This is a genomic window from Mesorhizobium sp. M2A.F.Ca.ET.043.05.1.1, from assembly GCF_003952445.1.
Lineage (GTDB): Bacteria > Pseudomonadota > Alphaproteobacteria > Rhizobiales > Rhizobiaceae > Mesorhizobium.
In genome coordinates, this window is sequence record NZ_CP034446.1 from 840,354 (window position 1) to 859,754 (window position 19,401).

The 19,401-nt window shown below is 65.0% G+C and carries 22 protein-coding genes and 1 tRNA gene; 8 read left to right on the forward strand and 15 right to left on the reverse strand.

The window, feature by feature from the left end:
- Window positions 1-32: 32 nt before the first annotated feature.
- From EJ069_RS03955 to ilvC, 3 genes are all read left to right on the forward strand, one after another.
- Window positions 33-488 carry a MarR family winged helix-turn-helix transcriptional regulator gene (locus tag EJ069_RS03955; RefSeq protein ID WP_126060179.1) on the forward strand — a complete coding sequence of 152 codons (456 nt, stop codon included), beginning with the start codon at window positions 33-35 and terminating at the stop codon, window positions 486-488.
- Window positions 489-616: 128 nt separating this feature from the next.
- Window positions 617-1,270, forward strand: coding sequence for a TetR/AcrR family transcriptional regulator (locus EJ069_RS03960; RefSeq protein ID WP_126060180.1), 654 nt, complete (start codon window positions 617-619; stop codon window positions 1,268-1,270).
- Between the two features lie 24 nt (window positions 1,271-1,294).
- Window positions 1,295-2,314: a ketol-acid reductoisomerase gene (gene ilvC / locus EJ069_RS03965; protein WP_042644009.1), complete on the forward strand. Its 1,020-nt coding sequence runs from the start codon at window positions 1,295-1,297 to the stop codon at window positions 2,312-2,314.
- A 217-nt stretch (window positions 2,315-2,531) separates the two neighbouring features.
- On the opposite strand, the gene EJ069_RS03970 is transcribed toward ilvC, so the two are convergent.
- Window positions 2,532-2,816, reverse strand: coding sequence for a PilZ domain-containing protein (locus tag EJ069_RS03970; RefSeq protein ID WP_126060181.1), 285 nt, complete (start codon window positions 2,814-2,816; stop codon window positions 2,532-2,534).
- A gap of 165 nt (window positions 2,817-2,981) precedes the next feature.
- A complete protein-coding gene (locus EJ069_RS03975; protein WP_126060182.1) occupies window positions 2,982-3,587 on the reverse strand; it encodes a BA14K family protein in 606 nt (201 codons plus the stop codon).
- 165 nt (window positions 3,588-3,752) lie between these two features.
- Between EJ069_RS03975 and EJ069_RS03980 the strand changes: the two genes are divergently transcribed.
- Together EJ069_RS03980 and EJ069_RS03985 are read left to right on the forward strand one after the other, a co-directional pair.
- Window positions 3,753-4,865: an endonuclease/exonuclease/phosphatase family protein gene (locus EJ069_RS03980; protein ID WP_126060183.1), complete on the forward strand. Its 1,113-nt coding sequence runs from the start codon at window positions 3,753-3,755 to the stop codon at window positions 4,863-4,865.
- A gap of 4 nt (window positions 4,866-4,869) precedes the next feature.
- On the forward strand, window positions 4,870-5,595 hold the full coding sequence (locus EJ069_RS03985) for a hypothetical protein (protein ID WP_126060184.1): 726 nt from the start codon (window positions 4,870-4,872) through the stop codon (window positions 5,593-5,595).
- Between the two features lie 29 nt (window positions 5,596-5,624).
- On the opposite strand, the gene EJ069_RS03990 is transcribed toward EJ069_RS03985, so the two are convergent.
- Window positions 5,625-6,698, reverse strand: coding sequence for a 1-aminocyclopropane-1-carboxylate deaminase (locus EJ069_RS03990; protein WP_126060185.1), 1,074 nt, complete (start codon window positions 6,696-6,698; stop codon window positions 5,625-5,627).
- A 146-nt stretch (window positions 6,699-6,844) separates the two neighbouring features.
- Between EJ069_RS03990 and EJ069_RS03995 the strand changes: the two genes are divergently transcribed.
- Entirely contained in the window at window positions 6,845-7,321 is a 477-nt protein-coding gene (locus EJ069_RS03995) for an Lrp/AsnC ligand binding domain-containing protein (protein ID WP_042643231.1), read from the forward strand.
- 33 nt (window positions 7,322-7,354) lie between these two features.
- Here EJ069_RS03995 and EJ069_RS04000 read toward each other — a convergent pair whose 3' ends face one another.
- From EJ069_RS04000 to EJ069_RS04015, 4 genes are all read right to left on the reverse strand, one after another.
- On the reverse strand, window positions 7,355-7,597 hold the full coding sequence (locus tag EJ069_RS04000) for a hypothetical protein (RefSeq protein ID WP_126060186.1): 243 nt from the start codon (window positions 7,595-7,597) through the stop codon (window positions 7,355-7,357).
- 83 nt (window positions 7,598-7,680) lie between these two features.
- Entirely contained in the window at window positions 7,681-8,898 is a 1,218-nt protein-coding gene (locus EJ069_RS04005; RefSeq protein ID WP_126060187.1) for an ABC transporter permease, read from the reverse strand.
- The gene (locus tag EJ069_RS04010) at window positions 8,895-9,602 is read right to left on the reverse strand and encodes an ABC transporter ATP-binding protein (RefSeq protein ID WP_126060188.1); all 708 of its coding nucleotides are present in this window, start codon (window positions 9,600-9,602) and stop codon (window positions 8,895-8,897) included. The genes EJ069_RS04005 and EJ069_RS04010 overlap by 4 nt, the downstream gene beginning before the upstream one ends.
- Window positions 9,603-9,606: 4 nt before the next feature.
- Window positions 9,607-10,893 (reverse strand): efflux RND transporter periplasmic adaptor subunit, encoded by a 1,287-nt coding sequence (locus EJ069_RS04015; protein WP_126060189.1) that lies wholly within the window; start codon window positions 10,891-10,893, stop codon window positions 9,607-9,609.
- Window positions 10,894-11,025: 132 nt separating this feature from the next.
- On the opposite strand from EJ069_RS04015, the gene EJ069_RS04020 reads away from it, so the two are divergent.
- Complete coding sequence (locus EJ069_RS04020; protein WP_126060190.1) at window positions 11,026-11,928, forward strand: PhzF family phenazine biosynthesis protein; 903 nt, start codon at window positions 11,026-11,028, stop codon at window positions 11,926-11,928.
- 105 nt (window positions 11,929-12,033) lie between these two features.
- Window positions 12,034-12,109: transfer RNA gene (locus EJ069_RS04025), tRNA-Lys, on the forward strand.
- 274 nt (window positions 12,110-12,383) lie between these two features.
- Here the strand turns inward: EJ069_RS04025 and EJ069_RS04030 are convergent.
- The 8 genes from EJ069_RS04030 to cbiE all read right to left on the reverse strand — a co-directional run bounded on the left by EJ069_RS04030 (window position 12,384) and on the right by cbiE (window position 19,400).
- Window positions 12,384-12,716 (reverse strand): hypothetical protein, encoded by a 333-nt coding sequence (locus EJ069_RS04030; protein ID WP_126060191.1) that lies wholly within the window; start codon window positions 12,714-12,716, stop codon window positions 12,384-12,386.
- A 236-nt stretch (window positions 12,717-12,952) separates the two neighbouring features.
- The gene (gene cobT, locus EJ069_RS04035; RefSeq protein ID WP_126060192.1) at window positions 12,953-13,978 is read right to left on the reverse strand and encodes a nicotinate-nucleotide--dimethylbenzimidazole phosphoribosyltransferase; all 1,026 of its coding nucleotides are present in this window, start codon (window positions 13,976-13,978) and stop codon (window positions 12,953-12,955) included.
- 24 nt (window positions 13,979-14,002) lie between these two features.
- On the reverse strand, window positions 14,003-14,770 hold the full coding sequence (gene cobS / locus EJ069_RS04040; RefSeq protein ID WP_126060193.1) for an adenosylcobinamide-GDP ribazoletransferase: 768 nt from the start codon (window positions 14,768-14,770) through the stop codon (window positions 14,003-14,005).
- On the reverse strand, window positions 14,767-16,083 hold the full coding sequence (locus EJ069_RS04045) for a cobyrinate a,c-diamide synthase (protein WP_126060194.1): 1,317 nt from the start codon (window positions 16,081-16,083) through the stop codon (window positions 14,767-14,769). Before EJ069_RS04045 ends, cobS begins: the two co-directional genes overlap by 4 nt.
- Window positions 16,080-16,877, reverse strand: a complete 798-nt coding sequence (cobA, locus tag EJ069_RS04050; protein WP_126060195.1) for a uroporphyrinogen-III C-methyltransferase — start codon at window positions 16,875-16,877, stop codon at window positions 16,080-16,082. The genes EJ069_RS04045 and cobA overlap by 4 nt, the downstream gene beginning before the upstream one ends.
- Window positions 16,878-16,891: 14 nt before the next feature.
- A complete protein-coding gene (gene cobM, locus EJ069_RS04055) occupies window positions 16,892-17,656 on the reverse strand; it encodes a precorrin-4 C(11)-methyltransferase (RefSeq protein ID WP_126060196.1) in 765 nt (254 codons plus the stop codon).
- Window positions 17,653-18,162 (reverse strand): cobalamin biosynthesis protein, encoded by a 510-nt coding sequence (locus tag EJ069_RS33140; RefSeq protein ID WP_245456431.1) that lies wholly within the window; start codon window positions 18,160-18,162, stop codon window positions 17,653-17,655. The genes cobM and EJ069_RS33140 overlap by 4 nt, the downstream gene beginning before the upstream one ends.
- The gene (cbiE, locus tag EJ069_RS04070) at window positions 18,159-19,400 is read right to left on the reverse strand and encodes a precorrin-6y C5,15-methyltransferase (decarboxylating) subunit CbiE (RefSeq protein ID WP_126060197.1); all 1,242 of its coding nucleotides are present in this window, start codon (window positions 19,398-19,400) and stop codon (window positions 18,159-18,161) included. The genes EJ069_RS33140 and cbiE overlap by 4 nt, the downstream gene beginning before the upstream one ends.
- Window position 19,401: the final 1 nt, after the last annotated feature.

Sequence of the window (19,401 nt, forward strand, 5' to 3'; positions counted from 1 at the left end):
ATGCAGTTGCATCTATCGACTAGGCTGCGCCGATGACGAGGACGTCGCCATCTCCAGAAGCGATTGCAGCCTGGGCGCGCCTCGTGCGGGTCTCGCGCCAACTGGTCAAGAGGACCGAGGACGCGCTGAAGGCAAACGCCCTGCCGCCGCTCGCCTGGTACGACGTGCTGCACGAACTCGCCGAAGCGGGCGAGGGCGGGCTCAGGCCGTTCGAGCTGATCGATCGCGTGCTGCTGGCGCAGTACGGCGTCTCACGGCTGCTGGCCCGGCTGGAGGCGGATGGCTTGGTCGAAAAGCTGCCCGTCTCCGACGATGGCCGCGGGCAGACCGTGCGCATCACGGCAAGCGGCCGGGAGATGCGCCGCCGCATTTGGGCGGTCTATGGCACTTGCATTGCCGACCGAATGGACGGCAGGCTTTCAGCCCAGGAGCTGAAGACATTGGCCAGCCTGCTCGGACGGCTGCGCGATCCGCCGGCCAGCGATTAGCTGACGAGCCCTTCGCAGTTTCGCCGGTCATTTTTCGCCGCACCCCTTGCATTGGAAACAGGAATGCGCAATAAGCCGAACCGTAACGTACGGTACGCCTCTAGGCGGCCAGAAAACCGGGAAACAACGTGCTGCAGGCGGGCGCTGATATCGACACAAGCGAAACGCTGACGGAGCGCCAGCAGGCCGTTCTGGACGCGGCGCTCCGCCTGCTGGTGGAAGAGGGCGACAACCTCACCATGACCGCGGTGGCGCGGCGGGCGAGCTGCTCCAAGGAAACGCTCTACAAATGGTTCGGCGACCGCGACGGACTGCTCAACGCTACGGTGCAGTGGCAGGCCTCCAAGGTGCGCGTGGCGCCGGTCGATCGCAAGGGACTCGACCTCGCGTCACTGACGGCAAGCCTCCAACGCTTCGCCTCCGACTGGCTCAAAGTGATCTCCAGCGATACGTCGATCGCGCTCAACCGCGTGGCGGTCGGCCATGCCGGCTCCGGCAAGGATGACCTCGGCGCCATTGTGCTGCAGAATGGCCGCTTCGCGCTGGCCAGGCGGCTGAAGCCGGTGCTTGAAGCAGGGCGTCAAGCCGGGCTGCTCGATTTCGAGGACGCCGAGACGGCGTTCCGGACCTTTTTCGGCCTGGTCGGCCGCGACGTGCAGATCCGTCTGCTGCTCGGCGACCGGGTGGAATTGACTGAGGCGACGATCGGCGGCGATGCCCGCCGCGCGACGCAACAGTTTCTCGCTCTTTTCGGAGCAAAAACCGGGCCTATGGCCTTCTGATCTTCAAAAGGGAAGGAACAGCAAATGCGTGTCTATTACGATCGTGACGCCGATCTCAATCTCATCAAAGGCAAGAAGGTCGCCATCATCGGCTATGGCAGCCAGGGCCGGGCGCATGCGCTCAACCTCAAGGATTCCGGCGTCAAGGAGATCGCCATCGGCCTGAAAGCCGGCTCGGCGACCGCCAAGAAGGTCGAGGCCGACGGGCTCAAGGTGATGAGCGTGGCGGACGCCGCCAAATGGGCCGACCTGATGATGATGGCGACGCCCGACGAATTGCAGGCCGACATCTACAAGAACGAAATCGCCCCGAACATCCGCGACGGCGCCGCGATCGCCTTCGCGCACGGCCTCAACGTGCATTTCGGCCTGATCGAGCCGAAGGCTTCGGTCGACGTCGTCATGATCGCGCCGAAGGGCCCGGGCCACACGGTGCGCGGCGAGTACCAGAAGGGCGGCGGCGTGCCGTGCCTGGTCGCGGTCAACCAGGACGCTTCGGGCAACGCGCTCGATCTCGCGCTCTCCTATGCCTGCGGTGTCGGCGGCGGTCGTTCCGGCATCATCGAGACCAACTTCCGCGAGGAATGCGAGACCGACCTGTTCGGTGAGCAGGTTGTTCTGTGCGGCGGTCTGGTGGAACTGATCCGCGCCGGCTTCGAGACGCTGGTGGAAGCCGGTTACGCGCCCGAAATGGCCTATTTCGAGTGCCTGCACGAAGTGAAGCTGATCGTCGACCTGATCTATGAGGGCGGCATCGCCAACATGAACTACTCGATCTCGAACACCGCCGAATGGGGCGAGTATGTCTCGGGTCCGCGCATCATCACCGCCGACACCAAGGCCGAGATGAAGCGCGTTCTGAAGGACATCCAAACCGGCAAGTTCACCTCGGAGTGGATGCAGGAATATCGGGCCGGCCTGGCGCGCTTCAAGGGCATCCGCCGCAACAACGACAGCCACCAGATCGAGGAAGTCGGCGCCAAGCTGCGCGCGATGATGCCGTGGATCGCCAAGAACAAGCTGGTCGACAAGGCCAAGAACTAGGAAGCTCGCGCCAATTCTACCCTGCCGGCCATCTGCCGCAGGTTTCTGCGCTTCCGGTGCTCACGGACTTTATGTCCGCTCCGCTCCGGTTCTCGAAACCCGCACCAGCTGACTCGGCAGGGCGAATTGTCATCAAGCTTCCGGCCGCGAAGCTGCAAGCCGGCGGATCGATCCGCCGGCCTTTTCGTTGCGAGATTGACGGCAGTGCCGCCGCAGCTCAGCCGTAGTGCCAGTGTGGCTTGGGCTCGGTGCCGGTGAACTCGACGCCTATGCGGTCCTCGCGGCGCCAGCGCACCACGGCCCTGTAGCCGATGCCATCGACCGGCACATAGAGCAGGAATTCGTCCGGCACGCGTGCGTCGATCGGCACTTTCAACTCCGCACCGTTCGAATGCATGTTGCGTACCGTGCACGTCACCTCGGAATTGTTGATGCCGGTCAAGATCGCCGCGCCCTTCAGGACGCGTTGGCGGCGTTGGATTCTGAGTTCGTTTTCGGCCATTGCAGGGTACGTTCTGGCGAATTTTTCGCTGCGAATCGGCATGTCGAGCACCGACTGGATGCATAGGCGCCGCCGATGAATTTAGGGTTATCAAGGTCGCGGCACAGGGTTGCGGCAAAATAAAACGGCGCCGCGAAGGGCGCCGTTTCTGTGCCAGCAGGCCGCTCAGATATAGGGCGAAATGCACTGCCGGCGCGGGCCGTAGTTGGGCTGGAACGTGTTGTCCCAGGCCCGATAGGACCGGTAGCGGTCGTAGCACCATTGGACATGGGCCCTGGAAAGCCGCTCCGTCCGGTAAATGCGCCGCGGCTGAACATAGCGCGGATAGGGGTCATAATAGTAAGGATCGTAGTAATTGTTGTAGGCCAAGCTGCCCAAGCCAAGGCCAAGGCCCAGCCCCAGGATCGCGGCGTCGCTGTCACGGAAGTGCCGGCGGTGATGGTGCCGCCAGCGCCAGTCGCCATCGCCATTCCACCTGTCTCTGTCCCAGTTGCGGTCCCAGTTGCGGGAGAAGTGCCGGTTGCCGTCGCGTCTGAAATCGCGGCCGCGCCACTCGCCGCCGCGCCGCCAGCGCCAGTCATATATCTGCGGCGAGTAGTTGTTGCCGCCAGCCCAACTGTCGCGGACGGGGACGATCGTGGGTGCCACCGCGCTGCTGGCGGTCGAGAAATCGGGCTGCAGGATCGGGCCGGCCACCGACGGCGCGGTCACGCCGGCAACGAGTCCCAAGGCCAAAAGCCCGGATCTGAAGGAAGATAACAGCGGTTTCATTTCACTCTCCAAGGAGTAAAGGCCCCACGCCCAGAGCACCCCGGGAATGGGCTATTGTTGGAACTTTTCGTCTGAACGGAGGATGAACGGAAAGGTTCCATCAACCATGACGAGCATACGACCGGCTCTTGTTTTCGGCCTCGCTTGCGCGCAAAGGTCACCGCCATGTCGCTGCGCCTCGCCACCTTCAATGTCGAAAACCTGATGAACAGGTTCGATTTCTCGGGCTATCGCAACCAGCTCAATGAAGACCGCACGCTGGCGCTGTTCGACATCCAGAGCGAGGCGGAATACCGGACTCTTGAGCAGGCCCGTGCGATCGCCCAGTCCGACGACACCCGCCAGTTGACGGCGCTCGCCATCGCGGCCACCCGCGCGGACATCATCTGCATGCAGGAGGTCGACAATATCGAGGCGCTGAAGGCGTTCGAATATGGCTATCTGTTCAAGATGATCGGGCAGGGCTACCGTCAGAAATACACCACGGCCGGCAACGACTCCCGCGGCATCGATGTCGCGGTGATGATGCGCAACGAGACCATGCAGGGCGAGCCGATCGAGTTCGTGCGCATGACGAGCCACGCCTATGTCACGTTCGAGCGGTTCGGCCTCTTCACGCCGGAGCTTGCGGCGCTCGGGCATGTGGCCAGCGATCGCATCTTTCGGCGGGACTGCCTGGAGGTCGACCTCACTGTCGGCGGCGTGCCGCTGACACTCTATCTCGTGCATTTCAAGTCGATGGGCTCGCCGCGCAACGGGCTGGACGGCCGCGAGGCGACAATGCCGCTGCGCATGGCCGAGGCGCAGGCCGTGCGCCGCATCATCGAGGAGCGTTTCGGCAAGGACCATGCCGCCGACAAGCGCTGGGCGATCTGCGGCGATATGAACGATTACCGGCAGCGCGTGAGGATCGAGGGCGACAGCTTCGACGGCTATCGCTTCGAGGTCGTCGATGAAGCCCAGTCCTCGATCAATGTGCTGACCGCCGGCGGCTTCTGCGAGAATGTCGTCGAGCGGCGGCCGGAGATGGACCGCTGGAGCTTCTACCACACGCGCGGCCCGGAGGAGCGGCATCTTTGCCAGCTCGATTACATCCTCCTGTCGAAAGCCCTGGCGGCGAAGAACGCGACCGCCGTGCCCGACATCATCCGCAACGGCCAGCCCTGGCGCACCATCTTCCCGGCGGGGCAGGAGGTCGAGCGCTTTCCGCGCGCCGGCTGGGACAGGCCGAAAGCGTCGGACCATTGCCCCGTGGCAATCACATTGGACATGGCGTGACCCTTTGAGTTTCGATCTGCCCCGCAACGTCATCCTGCCGGTCGATGCGATCGACGTCCGCCTCGATCCCGGGCCGCACCCCTTCGCCGTCAGCAATGCGGAAGCGATCGCCGAGAACTGGCGTCAGGAAATCGCGGCCAAACCGGCGCTGTTCGACGGCACGGTGGTGCTGCTTTCCGAGCTGGCGTACCGCGACAGCCGCCTCGTCGGCCGCTGCCATGCGGTCAATTATTCGACCTTCATGCTGTGGCGCAAGCGGCGCGAGAATTCCGGCGCCGAGCACGCCTATGCGCATGCCATGCTGGTCGCCGGGGACAACGCGCTGGTGGCGATCCGCATGGGCCGGCACACGATCAATGCCGGCCGCGTGTATTTCGCCGCCGGTTCGTTCGAGCCGGTCGATTTTCGCGACGGTCAGGTCGACGTCGATTCCAACATGATCCGCGAGGTGGGAGAGGAGACAGGGCTCGATCTTTCGGCGGCCGAGCGTGGACAGCGCTATCATGCGCTATCGACGGCGCGCGGCACGGTGATCTTCCGCCGCTACCGTGTCGCCGAAACGGCCGACGCACTGGCGCGGCGCATCAGCGCCTTCGTCGCCGCCGAGGCCGATCCGGAGATCGAAGGGCCAGTCGTAATCCGCCACGCCGCCGATTTGCCCGACGGGCTGATGGGGCATATGAAGCCGCTGATCGAATGGCATTTCGATGGCAGCGACAAGGTTTCCTGACCCGTAGCATCAGTGCCAGCGGGTGCGCTCTATGGAAAGAGCGGTGGCAGCGCGTCGTCACGCGGCGCGCCTTTGCGCGTAACGCCGTCGTCCTTGTAGTAATAGCTGTAACCGTTGATGGCCGGCGCGCCGCCGAGATGCGCATAGAGAATTCTCGCGCCCTCGGGAAAGAAGCCTTTCCTCGTCAGGTCGATCAGCCCCTGCATCGACTTTCCCTCATAGACCGGATCGGTGATCATCGCCTCGGTGCGGGCCGCCAGCCGGATCGCGTCGTTCGTTTCGTTCGATGGAACGCCGTAGGCGGGATGGGCATAGTCGGGGTTGATGACGATTTCGTCCTCGCGGACGGCGCGGCCCAGCCCGACGAGAGCGGCGGTGTCGTCGACGATTCGGCGGACCTGGGCGCGGGTCTGGTCGGGCGTGCCGGAGGCATCGATGCCGATCACCCGGTCGGCGCGATCTTGAGCGGCGAAGCCGACGATCATGCCGGCCTGCGTCGAGCCGGTCACGACGCAGACGATGATGTAGTCGAATTTGAAACCGAGCTCGACTTCCTGTTTCGCGACCTCCTCGGCGAAGCCGACATAGCCCAGACCGCCGAACTTGTGCACCGAGGCGCCGGCAGGAATGGGGTATGGCTTGCCGCCTGCATCCTTGACCGACTGGATCGCATCCTGCCAGCTCTTGCGAATGCCGATGTCGAAACCATCGTCGACGAGCCGGCTGTCGGCTCCCATCAGGCGCGTCAGCAGGATATTGCCGACCCGGTCGTAGACCGCATCGTAGTGCGGCACCCATTTCTCCTGGATGACCACGCATTTCATACCGATCTTGGCGGCCGTCGCGGCGACCATGCGCGTGTGGTTCGACTGCACGCCGCCGATCGACACCAGCGTGTCGGCGCCCGACGCGATCGCATCGGGCACGATATATTCGAGCTTGCGCAATTTGTTGCCTCCCATGGCCAGCCCGGAATTGCAGTCATCACGCTTTGCATAGACCCGCACCTTGCCGCCAAGCGCCGCGCTGAGACGCGGCAGATGCTCGATCGGCGTCGGGCCGAAGGTCAGTGGATACCGTTGAAATTTATCGAGAAGTGACATCGACCTGCCTCCCGCCGTGTTCGTTTGGATAGGCAAAGAATAGACGAATTGCGGCGAAAGGTGCTCTCGAAGAGAGCCGCTGCTTTTTGGATTTCCGCAAAGAAGTGCGCTAAGGTTCATTTAATCGTCCATTGGAACCGATAAATATGGAAGAATCTTCCGATCATATTTTCGACCGCATCGACATCAAGATCCTGCGAGCCCTGCAGGCCGAGGGGCGGCTGACCAATGCCGAGCTGGCAGCGCGCGTGAATGTCAGCGCCGCCACCTGCCATCGGCGCACGCAACGCCTGTTCGAGGAGGGCTACATCACCGGAGTCAGGGCGGAGATCGCGCCCGCCGCGGTCGGGCTCGGCGCGCTGGTCATGGTCGGCGTCGTGCTCGATCGCTCGACACCGGAAAGTTTCGCGGCTTTCGAGGAGGCCGCCCTCAAGCTGAAGGAGGTCCTGGATTGTAATCTTGTGGCCGGCGACTTCGACTATCTGTTGAAGATACGGGTGCGCGACATGGCGGATTTCAACAAGCTGCACGGCCAGAAGCTGATCGCGTTGCCGGGCGTCCGGCAAACCAGGACCTTCTTTGTGATGAAGGAGGTCAAGGAGAACGCGCGGCTGCCGTTTTGACAGGCAGTCCGCGACTCCATTCTCTCGCGGCGCTCAGAGCCGCTCTTTCTGCGGCAATGCCTTGCGGTCATTACGCGCCGCGACGAAGAACAGGATGAAGCAGAGGCCGAGGAGCGCGCCCATCGCCGTGCCCATGGTCTGGCCGACGACTTCCTGGAAATTGGGCGCGACGCGGTCGGGATTGGCCAGACCAAAGCGGGCCAGATACCACCAGATGCCGCCCAGGAACGCCTCGACGACAATTGCCACGAGGATCACCCGCGCCTTCCTGCTCATTTCGTCCGTCCCCTTCAAGGTTTCCCAGGAGACCGCTTTATCACCGCAGGATTTGCGGCAACAGAGCCGAGCGATGCCGGGTGCTATTCGTGCCGCAGCGCGTCGATCGGATCGAGGCGGGCGCCGCGCAGCGCCGGGAAGAAGCCGAACACCATGCCGATCAGCGCGGAGAAGCCGACGGCCAGCAGGATGACGGCGGGGCTCGGCGCAAACGGTATCGTCAGCGCCATCGAGGCCATGCCGGCCAGCGACAGGCCGATCAGGATGCCGATGATGCCACCGAGCAGCGACAGCACCGTCGCCTCGACCAGGAACTGGATGAGGATGTGTTTTTCGTGCGCGCCGATCGCCAGCCTGATGCCGATCTCGCGCGTCCGCTCGGTGACCGAGACCAGCATGATGTTCATGATGCCGATGCCGCCGACCAGGAGGCTGACACCGGCGACGGCGCCCAGCATGCCGGTCATGGTGGTCGTGGCGCTGGTCATGGCGTCGGCGATCTGGGTCATGTCGCGGATGGCGAAATCGGGATCGCGGTCCGGCGTGATGCGGCGCGTGTCGCGCAAAATGTCCTCGACGCGCGGCTGCAACTCGCTGGTCGGGGTGCGGTCGTCGGCGGCGATGTAGATGTTGTCGATGTCGCGGTTGCCGGCGATGCGCCGCTGATAGGCGTGCAGCGGCATCAGCACGACATTGTCCTGGTCCTGGCCGAAGCCGGTATAGCCCTTGGGCTCGAGCAGGCCGATGATCTTGCAGGAGGTGCGGTTGACGCGGATGATCTCGCCCTCCGGATCGCCGGCGCCGAAGAATTGCTGGCGCACCGTCTCGCCGATCAGGCAGACACCGGTGCCGGCGCGCGTTTCAGAATCGCTGAACGGCCGTCCCGACACCAGCTTCCAGTCGCGGGCGTCGAGATAGGCGCTGTCCGTGCCGGTGACTCCCGAGGTCAGGCTTTCAGTGCCGAAGATGACGCGGACCTGTTTTTGCGAGGCGGGCGAGATGGCGCGCGCGCCGCTCAGATGCGCGACGAGCGCGGTGACATCCTTTTCGGCGAGCGGCCGCACGGCCTGATCGAGGCCGCCGGGTCCGCCTGGCCCCGCCGGCCGGCCGGCGCGGACGACGAGAAGATTGCTGCCGAGCTTGGAGATATCGGCCTTGACCTTCTCCGTGGTGCCGGAGCCGATGGTGAGCATGGCGATGACGGCGGCGACGCCGATGACGATGCCAAGCAGCGTCAGGAAAGAGCGCAGCACGTTGCGGCGGATCGAACGCAGCGAAAGGCGGACGGTCTCCCAGATCATGCCGCTTCCTCCGCCTTCAAGGTATCGGAGGCGACATGGCCGTCGAGGAAGCGGATGGTGCGGCCAGCATAGTCCGCGACGTCGGCCTCGTGCGTGACCATGACGATGGAGAGCCCGAGCTCGGCGTTGAGCCTGGTCAGCAGCTCCATGATCTCATGCGTGCGCGCGGTGTCGAGATTGCCCGTCGGCTCGTCGGCAACAAGCAATGTCGGCCTGGTGACGATGGCGCGGGCGATCGCCACGCGCTGCTGCTGGCCGCCCGACAGCTCGGCCGGCGTGTGGTGCTCGCGCCCGACAAGCCCGACCTCGGCCAGCGCCTGCATGGCGAGGTCCCGGCGCTCGCGCGCTCCAACGCCGCGATAGATCAGCGGCAGCTCGACATTTTCCGCCGCGGTGGTGCGCGGCAACAGATTGTAGCCTTGGAAGACGAAGCCGACATAAAGGTTGCGCAAAAGCGCGCGGCGGTTGCGGTCGAGCCGGCCTGCGTCGATGCCCATGAAGGAGTAGGTTCCAGCCGTCGGCGTGTCGAGGCAGCCAATGATGTTCATCGCCGTCGACTTGCCCGAGCCGGAGGGTCCCATGATGGCGACGAATTCGCCGCGCCGGATGGCGAGATCGACGCCGGCCAGCGCATGCACGCGGGCCTCGCCCTCGCCATAGCTCTTCCAGACCTTGTCGAAGGTGATGAGCAGGGGAGCCGACATGTCGTCAGCTCCGCTGCTGCGCGCCGGTGATGACTTGCGCGCCCTCATCGAGGCCGGAGGTGATCTCGGTCAGCTCGCCATCGGTCGAGCCGATCCTGACGTTGACCGGATGCGGCCGGCCGTTCTCCAGCACATAGAGCGTGCGCGAGCCGTCGGTCGGCGCCTTGGTCGGCTCGCGCTGCCGATTGGGGCGGCCCATGCGGCCGGTGAAGAGATCGCTCAGGCTCCAGCCGCGGGCCTGCTGCTGCATCGGGCGATAGCGGAAGGCCGTCGAGGGAACGGTAAGCACGCCCTTGGCCTGCCTTGTGACGACTGAGACCGTGGCCGTCATGCCGGGCCTGAGCAAAAGCTCGCCATTGTCGACCTCCAGGCGCGCATTGTAGGTCACGACGCCGTCGGTGGTGACCGAGGCGTAGGAGATGTCGCGGATCTCGGCATCGAACGGGCGGTCCGGGAAGGCATCGACGGTGAAGCGGGCGTGCTGGCCAGGTTTGACCTGGCCGATGTCGGCCTCGTCGACCGCCGCCCGCAATTCCATGTTGCGAAGGTCGGCGGCGATGACGAACAGCACCGGCGCCTGCAGCGAGGACGCGACCCGCTGGCCGGGATCGACCGAGCGTGTGAGCACGATGCCGTCGATCGGCGCATAGATGGTGCTCTTGGCCAGGTCTGTCTGCTGCGCCTTGAGGTCGGCCTGGGCGATGGCGAGATTGGCCTCGGCGCTGTCCAGCGCTGCCTTCGAGCGGTCGCGCGTCGCGTTTGCCGCTTCGAGCGACTGGTCCGTCGCCATGCCGCGCTTGGTCAGCGCGCTGGCGCGCACGACCGCGTTCTCGTTCTCCTGCAGGGTCACCTTGGCGTCCTCGACGGCGGCTGCCGCCGCCTTGGCGGAGGCGGTGGCGCGCTCGATCTGGACTTCGAGCTTCGCGGTATCGAGCGTCGCCAGCACGTCGCCCTTCTTGACCTGCTGGTTTTCGTTGACCGCAACCGAGCGGACGATGCCGGAAAGTTCGCTGGAGATGTCGACCTGGGTCAGCGGCTGCAGCGTGCCGGTGGCGGATACTTCGACGGTGAGGTCCGCGGTCGCCGCCGGCACGGTGGTGTATTCAATCCTGGGGGGCGCCGCGGCGTACCATTGATAAAGGGCAACGCCGACCGCTGCGACCGCTATCGCCAGCAGGGCGTAAAGCCAGAGGCGGCGACGCTTGCGGGTTACGCCCTTGCGGTCGAGGCCGAGCGCGGCCTCTATGGAAGTACCGGATTCCGCCTTTGGCGGATTGACAACCTGGTCCACCCCGGACCCCTATGCTGGAAATCGATGTCCCTGTCCGTGCACAGATCAGGCTTTAAGGTTCGAATTTCAAATTAAATTTCCCTCATGTTGGGATTGGGGCAGAAATTCGGGGCGAGGCGAAAGGTTTTCTCCATGACGCGCAATTACTTGCTTTACGATGTGTTTACCACCGAAAGGCTGGCCGGAAATCCGCTTGCGGTGGTGCTCGACAGCGATGGGCTTGACACTGCCGGCATGCAGGCGATTGCGCGCGAATTCAACCTGTCCGAGACGGTGTTCGTGCTGCCTCCAGACAATCCGATGCACCGCAACCGTATTCGCATCTTCACGCCCGACTATGAAATGCCTTTCGCGGGCCATCCGACAGTCGGCTCGGCGATCGCGCTGGCGGAACTCGCCGAGGAGGAGGCCGGCATTTTCGTGCTGGAGGAGAATATCGGGCCGGTGCGTTGCGCGGTGAGCAAGCATGACGGCTCGACATTCGCCGAGTTCGACCTGGCGAAACTGCCGGAACCGTTGGAGCTCAAGGCCGATCCGGAAGCGATCGGCGCCGCGCTCGGCCTTGGCCCGCACGAGATAGGCTTCGAGAATCACCGCGTCGCCTTCTGGTCGGCCGGCGTGCCTTACGTGACCATTCCCGTTGCCGGATTGGAGGAGGCGGCCAAGATCAGGCTCGACAACCAGGCATGGTCGGAATTGGCGCCCCGCAAGAGCGAATGGGCTTTCGCCAGTCCATATGTCTATTGCCGAGAGACGGTGCATCATGACAGCGCGTTTCATGTTCGCATGATCGTGCCCGGCACGCCGTCCTACGAAGATCCCGCGACCGGTTCGGCTGCCGCGGCCTTTGCCGGCGCCATCATGTATTTCGACATCCCGACCGACGGCGTCTCGCAGCTCTGGATCGAGCAGGGCCTGGAAATGGGCCGGCCCTCGCGCATCCGCCTCGAGCTCAATGTCGACGGCGGAAAACTGGCCTCCGCGCGCGTCGGCGGCCATGCCGTCAAGGTGGCGGAAGGCAGGCTGTTTGTGTGACGGGTGCGGCAATTCAGCGATTTGTCGGGAAATGATCCGGCAGGGCTAGACATCCCCGAAAGCGGCGGCTATATGCGCCGCCGACGCTGGTTTTCCCGGCGGTGTGGGTGTGTAGCTCAGTTGGTAGAGCAGCTGACTCTTAATCAGCGGGTCCACAGTTCGATCCTGTGCACACCCACCAAATTTTCCTATGGTATTTGTCCTTTTGTTCCGCCTTCGCGGCGGATTGAGTCGCTACGGCTGAAGACCTGCAACGATCGCCCGTCAGACAGCTCTCATGACGATTGCTGCCCAACCGGCGATCGCGATCAATCCGTAAGTGCCAATGCCGCACTAGAGCAATTCCAGGAAAGGTGTGAGCGGTTTTCCGTCCGGAATTGCGTAAAAACAAAGAGCTAGAGCGTTTCACCGTTTCCGTGAAACGGTGAAACGCTCTAGCCCACGGAAGATGTCCGCTACGCCTGGAAGAATTCCTCGATGTCATCCAGAACGGTGATGGTTGCAACGATATCCAACGGACTATCCCAGTCGACATGAAGAAGGAATTCAACGCCTCCTGCTTCCCCGCCGGCCACGCCGTGGGGGCCAACATTGGTCACATAAACATTAGCGGAGCCAAGATTTGGGCGCCCAAGCGTCTTCGGTCCGCCACCAAAGCCACCGAAGGCAGGTATAAATTCCGCTGCTGTTATGATCACCGCAGAGTCTAAGTTGATCGGGTCCCAATTGAAGTTCTGACGAATTGTGCCTTTCATTCCCCGATACAGTACTCTGATCGAACGAGCCATGCCTTCCTCCGTTTCTGAATAAAGATCAACAGTGAAATAACCACGATGTGTGATTTGGCATGGCGCCGGAATTTAATCTGTGATGATAATCACAAATCATCCGAAATTAATCGTAAGATGATCTTCAGCTGATCCGGCGTCAGATCAGTGCATCTGGCAAAATCCGCTAAATTTAGATAAATTTAAGCCGATTTGCAGAAACAGAAAATTGCGGACCAATCTGTTGGGAAGCCCCGTTACTTCTCCGATACCCCCGCCTCGGCGAAGCTCGCCATGCGGGCATGGCACTCCAGCGCCGAGCGGACGATGTTGACGGCGAGGCAGGCGCCTGAGCCTTCGCCGAGACGCATGCCGAGGTCGAGCAGCGGCGGCAGGCCGAGCGCCTCGAGCAGGCGGCGGTGGCCGGCTTCCGCCGAGACATGGGCGGCGATGGTATGGGCGAGGCCAGTTGGATGCAGCCTTGCGAGCGGAGCGGCGGCGGCGGTGCACACAAAACCGTCGAGCAGCACCGGCACGTTGTTCTTGCGCGCGGCGAGCGTGGCGCCGAAGATGGCCGCCAGCTCGCGGCCGCCAAGGGCGGCAGCGATCTTCAGCGGGTCGGAGAGCGAATCGGCGTGGCGCTTCAGGCCGGCTTCGATCGCCACCACCTTGCGCTTCATGCCGGCATCGTCGACGCCGGTGCCGCGCCCGGTCCATTTCTCCGCGCTGCCGCCAAAGAGGGCGGTGGAGATCGCGGCCGCCGGGGTGGTGTTGCCGATGCCCATCTCGCCGAAGCAGACGAGGTCCATGTCGCTGGTTACTGCGTCGTAGCCGGCGGAGACGGCGGCGAGGAAGGCCTGCTCGTCCATCGCGGGAACTATCGTGAAATCGCCGGTCGGATGGTCGAGATCGAGCGGGATGACGTCCAGCTTGGCGCCAGCGATGCGGGCCAGCTGGTTGATGGCCGCACCACCGCCGGCGAAATTCGCCACCATCTGTACCGTCACTTCCGACGGATAGGCCGAGACGCCCTGCGCGGTGACGCCGTGATTGCCGGCAAAGACGAAGACCTTCACATGATCGAGCTTGGGCATGTCGCGGCCTTGCCAGCGGCCGAGCCACGCGGCGATCGTTTCCAGCCTGCCAAGGCTGCCCGGCGGCTTGGTCAGCGTATCCTGGCGGCGGGCGACGGCTCCGGCGGCGATGTCGCTGCCAGCCGGAAGATCGAGGCAGGCGGCGCGAAGGTCTTCGAGCGATTTGAAGGACGTTGATTGAGGGGACATGGGGGCAAGGTCTCCGAAAGAGAATCAGGAAAGGCAAACAGAAGCGACGAGAAGCACGGCGATCTCGCCGAGCTGCTGCAGCGCGCCGATCGTGTCGCCGGTCTGGCCGCCGATCTGGGCGAGGCAAAGCGCGCGCAAGCCCGCGAAGACCAAGCCGAGCAGGATCAGCGCGGCGATGGCGCCGCCGAGGCCGAGCGCCAGCAGCGCCACGGCGCCGAGCGTAGCGCCGATGGCGGCGGTTTGGCTTGCGACCGAGCCCGCATTCGCCGACAGGCCGTCGCTGCGGGCCAGCGGCAGAAGATGCATGAAGGCGCCGAAAAGCCCGCGCGAAGCGGCGTGCGCGGCGAGCAGCGCCAGGAAGATATGGCCGGGACCGGAGAGTTCGGACAGCGCGCTCCAGCGGATCAGCAGCGACAGCCCAAGCGCGGCCGCGCCATAGGCGCCGATGCGGCTGTCGCGCATGATCTCCAGTTTCCTGTCGCGTGTCCGGCCGCCCCCAAAGCCGTCTGCGATGTCTGAAAGCCCGTCCTCATGCAGGCAGCCGGTAACGAGCATGGTCGCGGCGAGTGTGAGCGCCGCGGCAGGGCCGGTGGCAAGACCCAAGCTGTAGGCGATGGCGTAGACAAGCGCGCCGATGATCGCCACCGCGAGACCGGCAAAGGGCGCCGCCCAGATCGCGTCCGCCAGGCTGCGGCCGCCGAAATCGCTCGACGGCAATCTCAGCCTGGTGAAGAAGACGAGGCTGAGGCCGATATCGTCAAGCACTTGCCGGGGCGCCGAAGGGCCGCTCATGCGCTCCTCGCAATGGCATGGAAAAAGGTGCCGCTGACATGGCCGCGCCGGTAGCCGGAAGCGCCTAGCGGGTTGCCCTGGCCATCGGCAAGGTCGGCCAAGGGCTCGTCATTGCCGATGGCCGTCATCTGGGCATAGTGGAATTCGTGGCCGCGGATCAGCGTGCCTTCCGGCCCCAACGGGCAGGCGGCGCGCAGCCGCGCCTCGCGATAGCCGAGATTCATCTTGCGCTTGGCGAAGCTGGTCGAATGGCCAAGCAGGCCGAGCATCCTGTGGTTCTCGCCGTCCGCGTCTTCCAGCCCTTCGCCCAGCACCATGAAGCCGCCGCACTCGCCGTGGACCGGCTTCGCCGCGGCAAAGCGCGCCATTCCCGCCTGGAAGTTCGTCGCGGCCGCGAGCTTGCCGGCATGCAGCTCGGGATAGCCGCCTGGCAGCCAGCAGACATCGCAGTCCGGCGAAGGCCCCTCGTCGGCAAGCGGCGAGAAAGGCGCGATCTCGGCACCTGCCTTGCGCCAATGCGTGGCGACATGCGGATAGAGGAAGGTGAAGGCGGCGTCCTCGGCCAACGCGATGCGTTGCCCGGGAGGTTGGAGCGCGTCACCGAAGTCGCCGGCCGCTGGTCTGAGCGGTTTCGCCAACGCCAGGATGGCATCGATGTCGAGCGACTTTTCGACCATGTCGGCCAGCCGGTCGAGATGTGCCATCAGGTTCTCGTATTCGCCGGCCTGGACGAGGCCGAGATGCCGCTCCGGCAGGTTGAGCGTCGGATCGCGCAGGATGGCGCCGACCACGGGCAGGCCGATCGCCTCGATGGCGTCGCCCGACAGCCGCCGGTGGCGTTCGCTGCCGAGCCGGTTAAGCACGACGCCGGCCATGCGGACGTCGGGATCGTAGGTCGCGAAACCCTTGGCCACCGCCGCCGCCGTGGTCGACTGCCCGGAAACGTCGAGCACCAAAAGGACGGGCAGGCAGTAGAGCCGGGCGAGATCGGCGGCCGAGCCTGAGCGGCCTTGCGAGGCGGGGATGCCGTCAAACAGGCCCATGGCGCTTTCGAGGATGACGTATTCGGCGTCATCCGCGGCCTGGGCCGCCAGCGCGTTGAGCAGGGCAGGCGACATCGCCCAGCTGTCGAGGTTGACGCCGGAGAGGCCGGTGGCGGCGGTGTGGAAGCCGGGATCGATATAGTCCGGTCCGGATTTCGCGCCGCGCACTTTCAGGCCGCGCCGGGCGAGCGCGCGCAACAGGCCGATGGTGACGCTGGTCTTGCCCGAGCCCGAGCGCGGCGCCCCGATGATGATCGCGCGCGCCGTCATGCGTCGCCCGCCAGTGCCGCGCGCATGGCGACGATCCCGCCGACGACGATCAGCGCCGGCGAAGCCAGCCCGGCGGCAGCGGCCTCCTCGGCGATGGTGGAGAGCGTGGCGACGACGATGCGTTCCTGCGGCGTGGTCGCCGCTACGATCACCGCGGCGGGTGTCGACGGCGCGAGGCCGCCTTCGAGCAGCTTTGCCGCGATCACCGGCAGATTGGCCATGCCCATATAGACGACGACCGGCTGTCCGGTGCGGGCGATCGCCGCCCAGTCGATGTCGTCATCCGTGCCGGCGGCGTGGCCGGTGGCGAGAATGACGGCCTTGTTGATGCCGCGCATGGTGGCGGGGATGCCGGTCGCGGCCAGCGCGCTGAGACCGGAGGTCAGGCCGGAAAGCACCCGGAACGGGATTTTCTCGCCCGCCAACGCCAAGGCCTCTTCGCCGCCGCGGCCGAAAATATAAGGATCGCCGCCCTTGAGCCGCACGACGCGGCGACCCTCGCGCGCCAGCCGCACCAGCAGGGCGTTGATGTCGTCCTGCTTCATCGAAGGCCGGCCGCCGCGTTTTCCGGCGTAGAAAAGCTCGGCTCCTTGAGCGACCGCCACGACGTCGGGCGAGACCAGCGCGTCATAGACGAGTGCGTCGCATTGCCCGAGCGCCGCCAGCACCTCCAGCGTCAGGCAGCCGGGATCGCCGGGCCCGGCGCCGGCCAGCCAGACATGGCCGGGCTCAAGTTCGCGCGGCTTGAAGTTCAGCCGCGCCAGCGCCTGCTCCACATTTACCCGTCCGTTCATGTTGGCGCTGCCGTTCACAATCCGTCCCGTCCGCGAAAACGCCGCTGGTAGTGGGCGTCGTAGAGTGAGCTTTCGCCGAAATCCTGCGCTGCGAGCGCGCTGCCGACGAAGATGATCGCCGTGCGCTCCATCGGATTCTGCGCCAATTGCGCTTCGATGGTGCCGAGCGTCCCGGTCAGGATGCGCTCGTCAGGCCAGGAGGCGCGGAAGACGACCGCGACCGGGCATTCGGCGCCGTAAAGCGGCGTGAGGTCCGCGACGATGCGGTCGATGGCGTGGATGGCAAGATGGATGGCAAGCGTGGCGCCGGTGCGGCCGAAGCCGGCCAGGGTCTCGCCGGGCGGCATCTTCGAGGCGCGGCCGGAAACGCGCGTCAGCACCAGGCTTTGCGCGAGCTCGGGGATAGTGAGCTCGCGCCGCAAAGCCGCCGCGGCAGCGGCGAAAGAGGGCACGCCTGGGGTGAGCGTGTAGGGGATGCCGTGCTTTTCCAACCGCCTGATCTGCTCGGCCACCGCGCTCCACACGGAAAGGTCGCCGGAATGCAGGCGCGCGACGTCCTGGCCGGCCTTGTGCGCGGCGACATATTCAGCCTCGATCTCGTCGAGCGACATCGGCGCGGTGTCGATCAGCTTGGTGCCTGGCGCGCAATGTTCGAGCAGTTCCGGCGCGACGATCGAGCCGGCGTGGAGGCAGACCGGGCAACTGGCTAGCAGCCGCGCGCCGCGCAAGGTGATGAGATCGGCCGCGCCCGGACCGGCGCCGATGAAATGGACCGTCATGGCGCGTCTCCGCTGATGGCGATGGCGCAGGTGACCGGGCCAAGCACGGTGCGAGGCCCGAGCAATCTTGCACCGGCCCCAGCAACGGCGAGAGCGGACGCTTCCGAAACCGACGGCGTGCCGGCGCGGCTCTGCGAGAGATCCGAATGACTGAGCAGAGACGTCCCCTCATCCGGCCCTTCGGGCCACCTTCTCCCCGTGGGGGAGAAGAGACTGGCGGCGGCGCCTGTCATCTCCTCTCCCTTTGGGGAGAGGTCGGCCGAGCGAAGCGGAGGCCGGGTGAGGGGGAGTGACGGTTCGGAGCCGGAAGCATCAACCACAATTACGGGAAGGTTGAGTTCACGGCCGGCAGCGAAAATGGCTTCTTCGTTGCGTTTGAACTCGGTCGTCGCCAGCGCCGAAAGCGCCGTCATCGCGAGGCCATGCGCTTCAAGCGCGGTCTCGATCGCCGCCAATACTTCTTCGACACTCACGCCTTTGCGGCTGCCTACGCCCGCGACCATCATGGCTTGATCCAGCTCCACTGCGTGACCGGCATGGCCGGACGCCAGGCTTGCATCGAGCCGACAGGCGCCGCGCGCGACAGGGCGATGCGGATCAGGTCGCCGCCGCGCCTGTTGTGCTGGTCGAGCAGCAGCGCCTCCATTTCCAGTGTCACGGCATTGGCGACGAGCCGGCCGCCGGGACGGAGCGCCTTGATTGCCTTCTCCAGCACGCCGTCATCGCTGCCGCCGCCGCCGATAAAGATGGCATCTGGCGTTTCAAGCTTGGCAAGCGCCTTGGGCGCCGAGCCTTCGACCACGACAAGGCCGGGCACGCCGCAATGCGCGGCGTTGCGGGCGATACGCGCGGCGCGCTCGCCGTTGGATTCGATGGCGATTGCGCGCAGCGAAGGATGCGCCATCATCCATTCGATGCCAATCGAGCCGGAGCCGGCGCCGATGTCCCACAGCAGCTCGCCGCGCCGCGGCGCCAGCGCTGAAAGCGTGATGGCGCGGATCTCGCGCTTGGTGAGCTGGCCGTCATGCTCGAACAGATGGTCGGCGAGGCCGACGGTCAAGGGCAGGACGCGCGCATCCGGCGTCGATTCAATTTCGAGCGCCAGCACGTTGAGCGGGTTGATGTTTTTGAGGTCGAAGGTGTCGGCGCGGGCGGTGCGACGCGCTTCATCGGCACCGCAGAGCGCTTCGAGCACCGTCAGCCGCGACGGGCCGAAGCCAAGTTCGTCGAGCAGCGCGGCGATAGCGGCTGGCGCGTCGGCGTCCGATGTCAGGGCGAGGACGCGCGCGCCGGGATGGAGCAGGGGGCGGATCAAGTCGATCGAATGGCCATGCAGTGAGATGGTCTCGACGTCCTGCAGCGCCCAGCCGAGACGGGAGGCGGCCAGCGATAGAGACGACGGCGCCGGGAGAACGAGCATCTCATCCGGCTTCACCTTGCGCGCCAGCGTGACGCCGACGCCGTGAAAGAATGGGTCGCCGGACGCGAGCACGCAGACGTCCTTGCCCGCGAGCGCCAGCACGTCGCGCATTTCGGCATCGAAGGGCGTCGGCCAAGGTGTCGCTTTCCCCTTAATCAGGGATGCGACGAGACCAAGATGCCGCTTGCCGCCGAAGACGAATTCCGCCTGCGCGATGCGCTGCTTGGCCTCGTCGCCGAGACCCGCTACACCGTCCTCGCCGATGCCGACGATGGTGAGCCATTTTGAGGCGGGCTTGGCGGCGCGCGGACCCTTAGCAGGCATG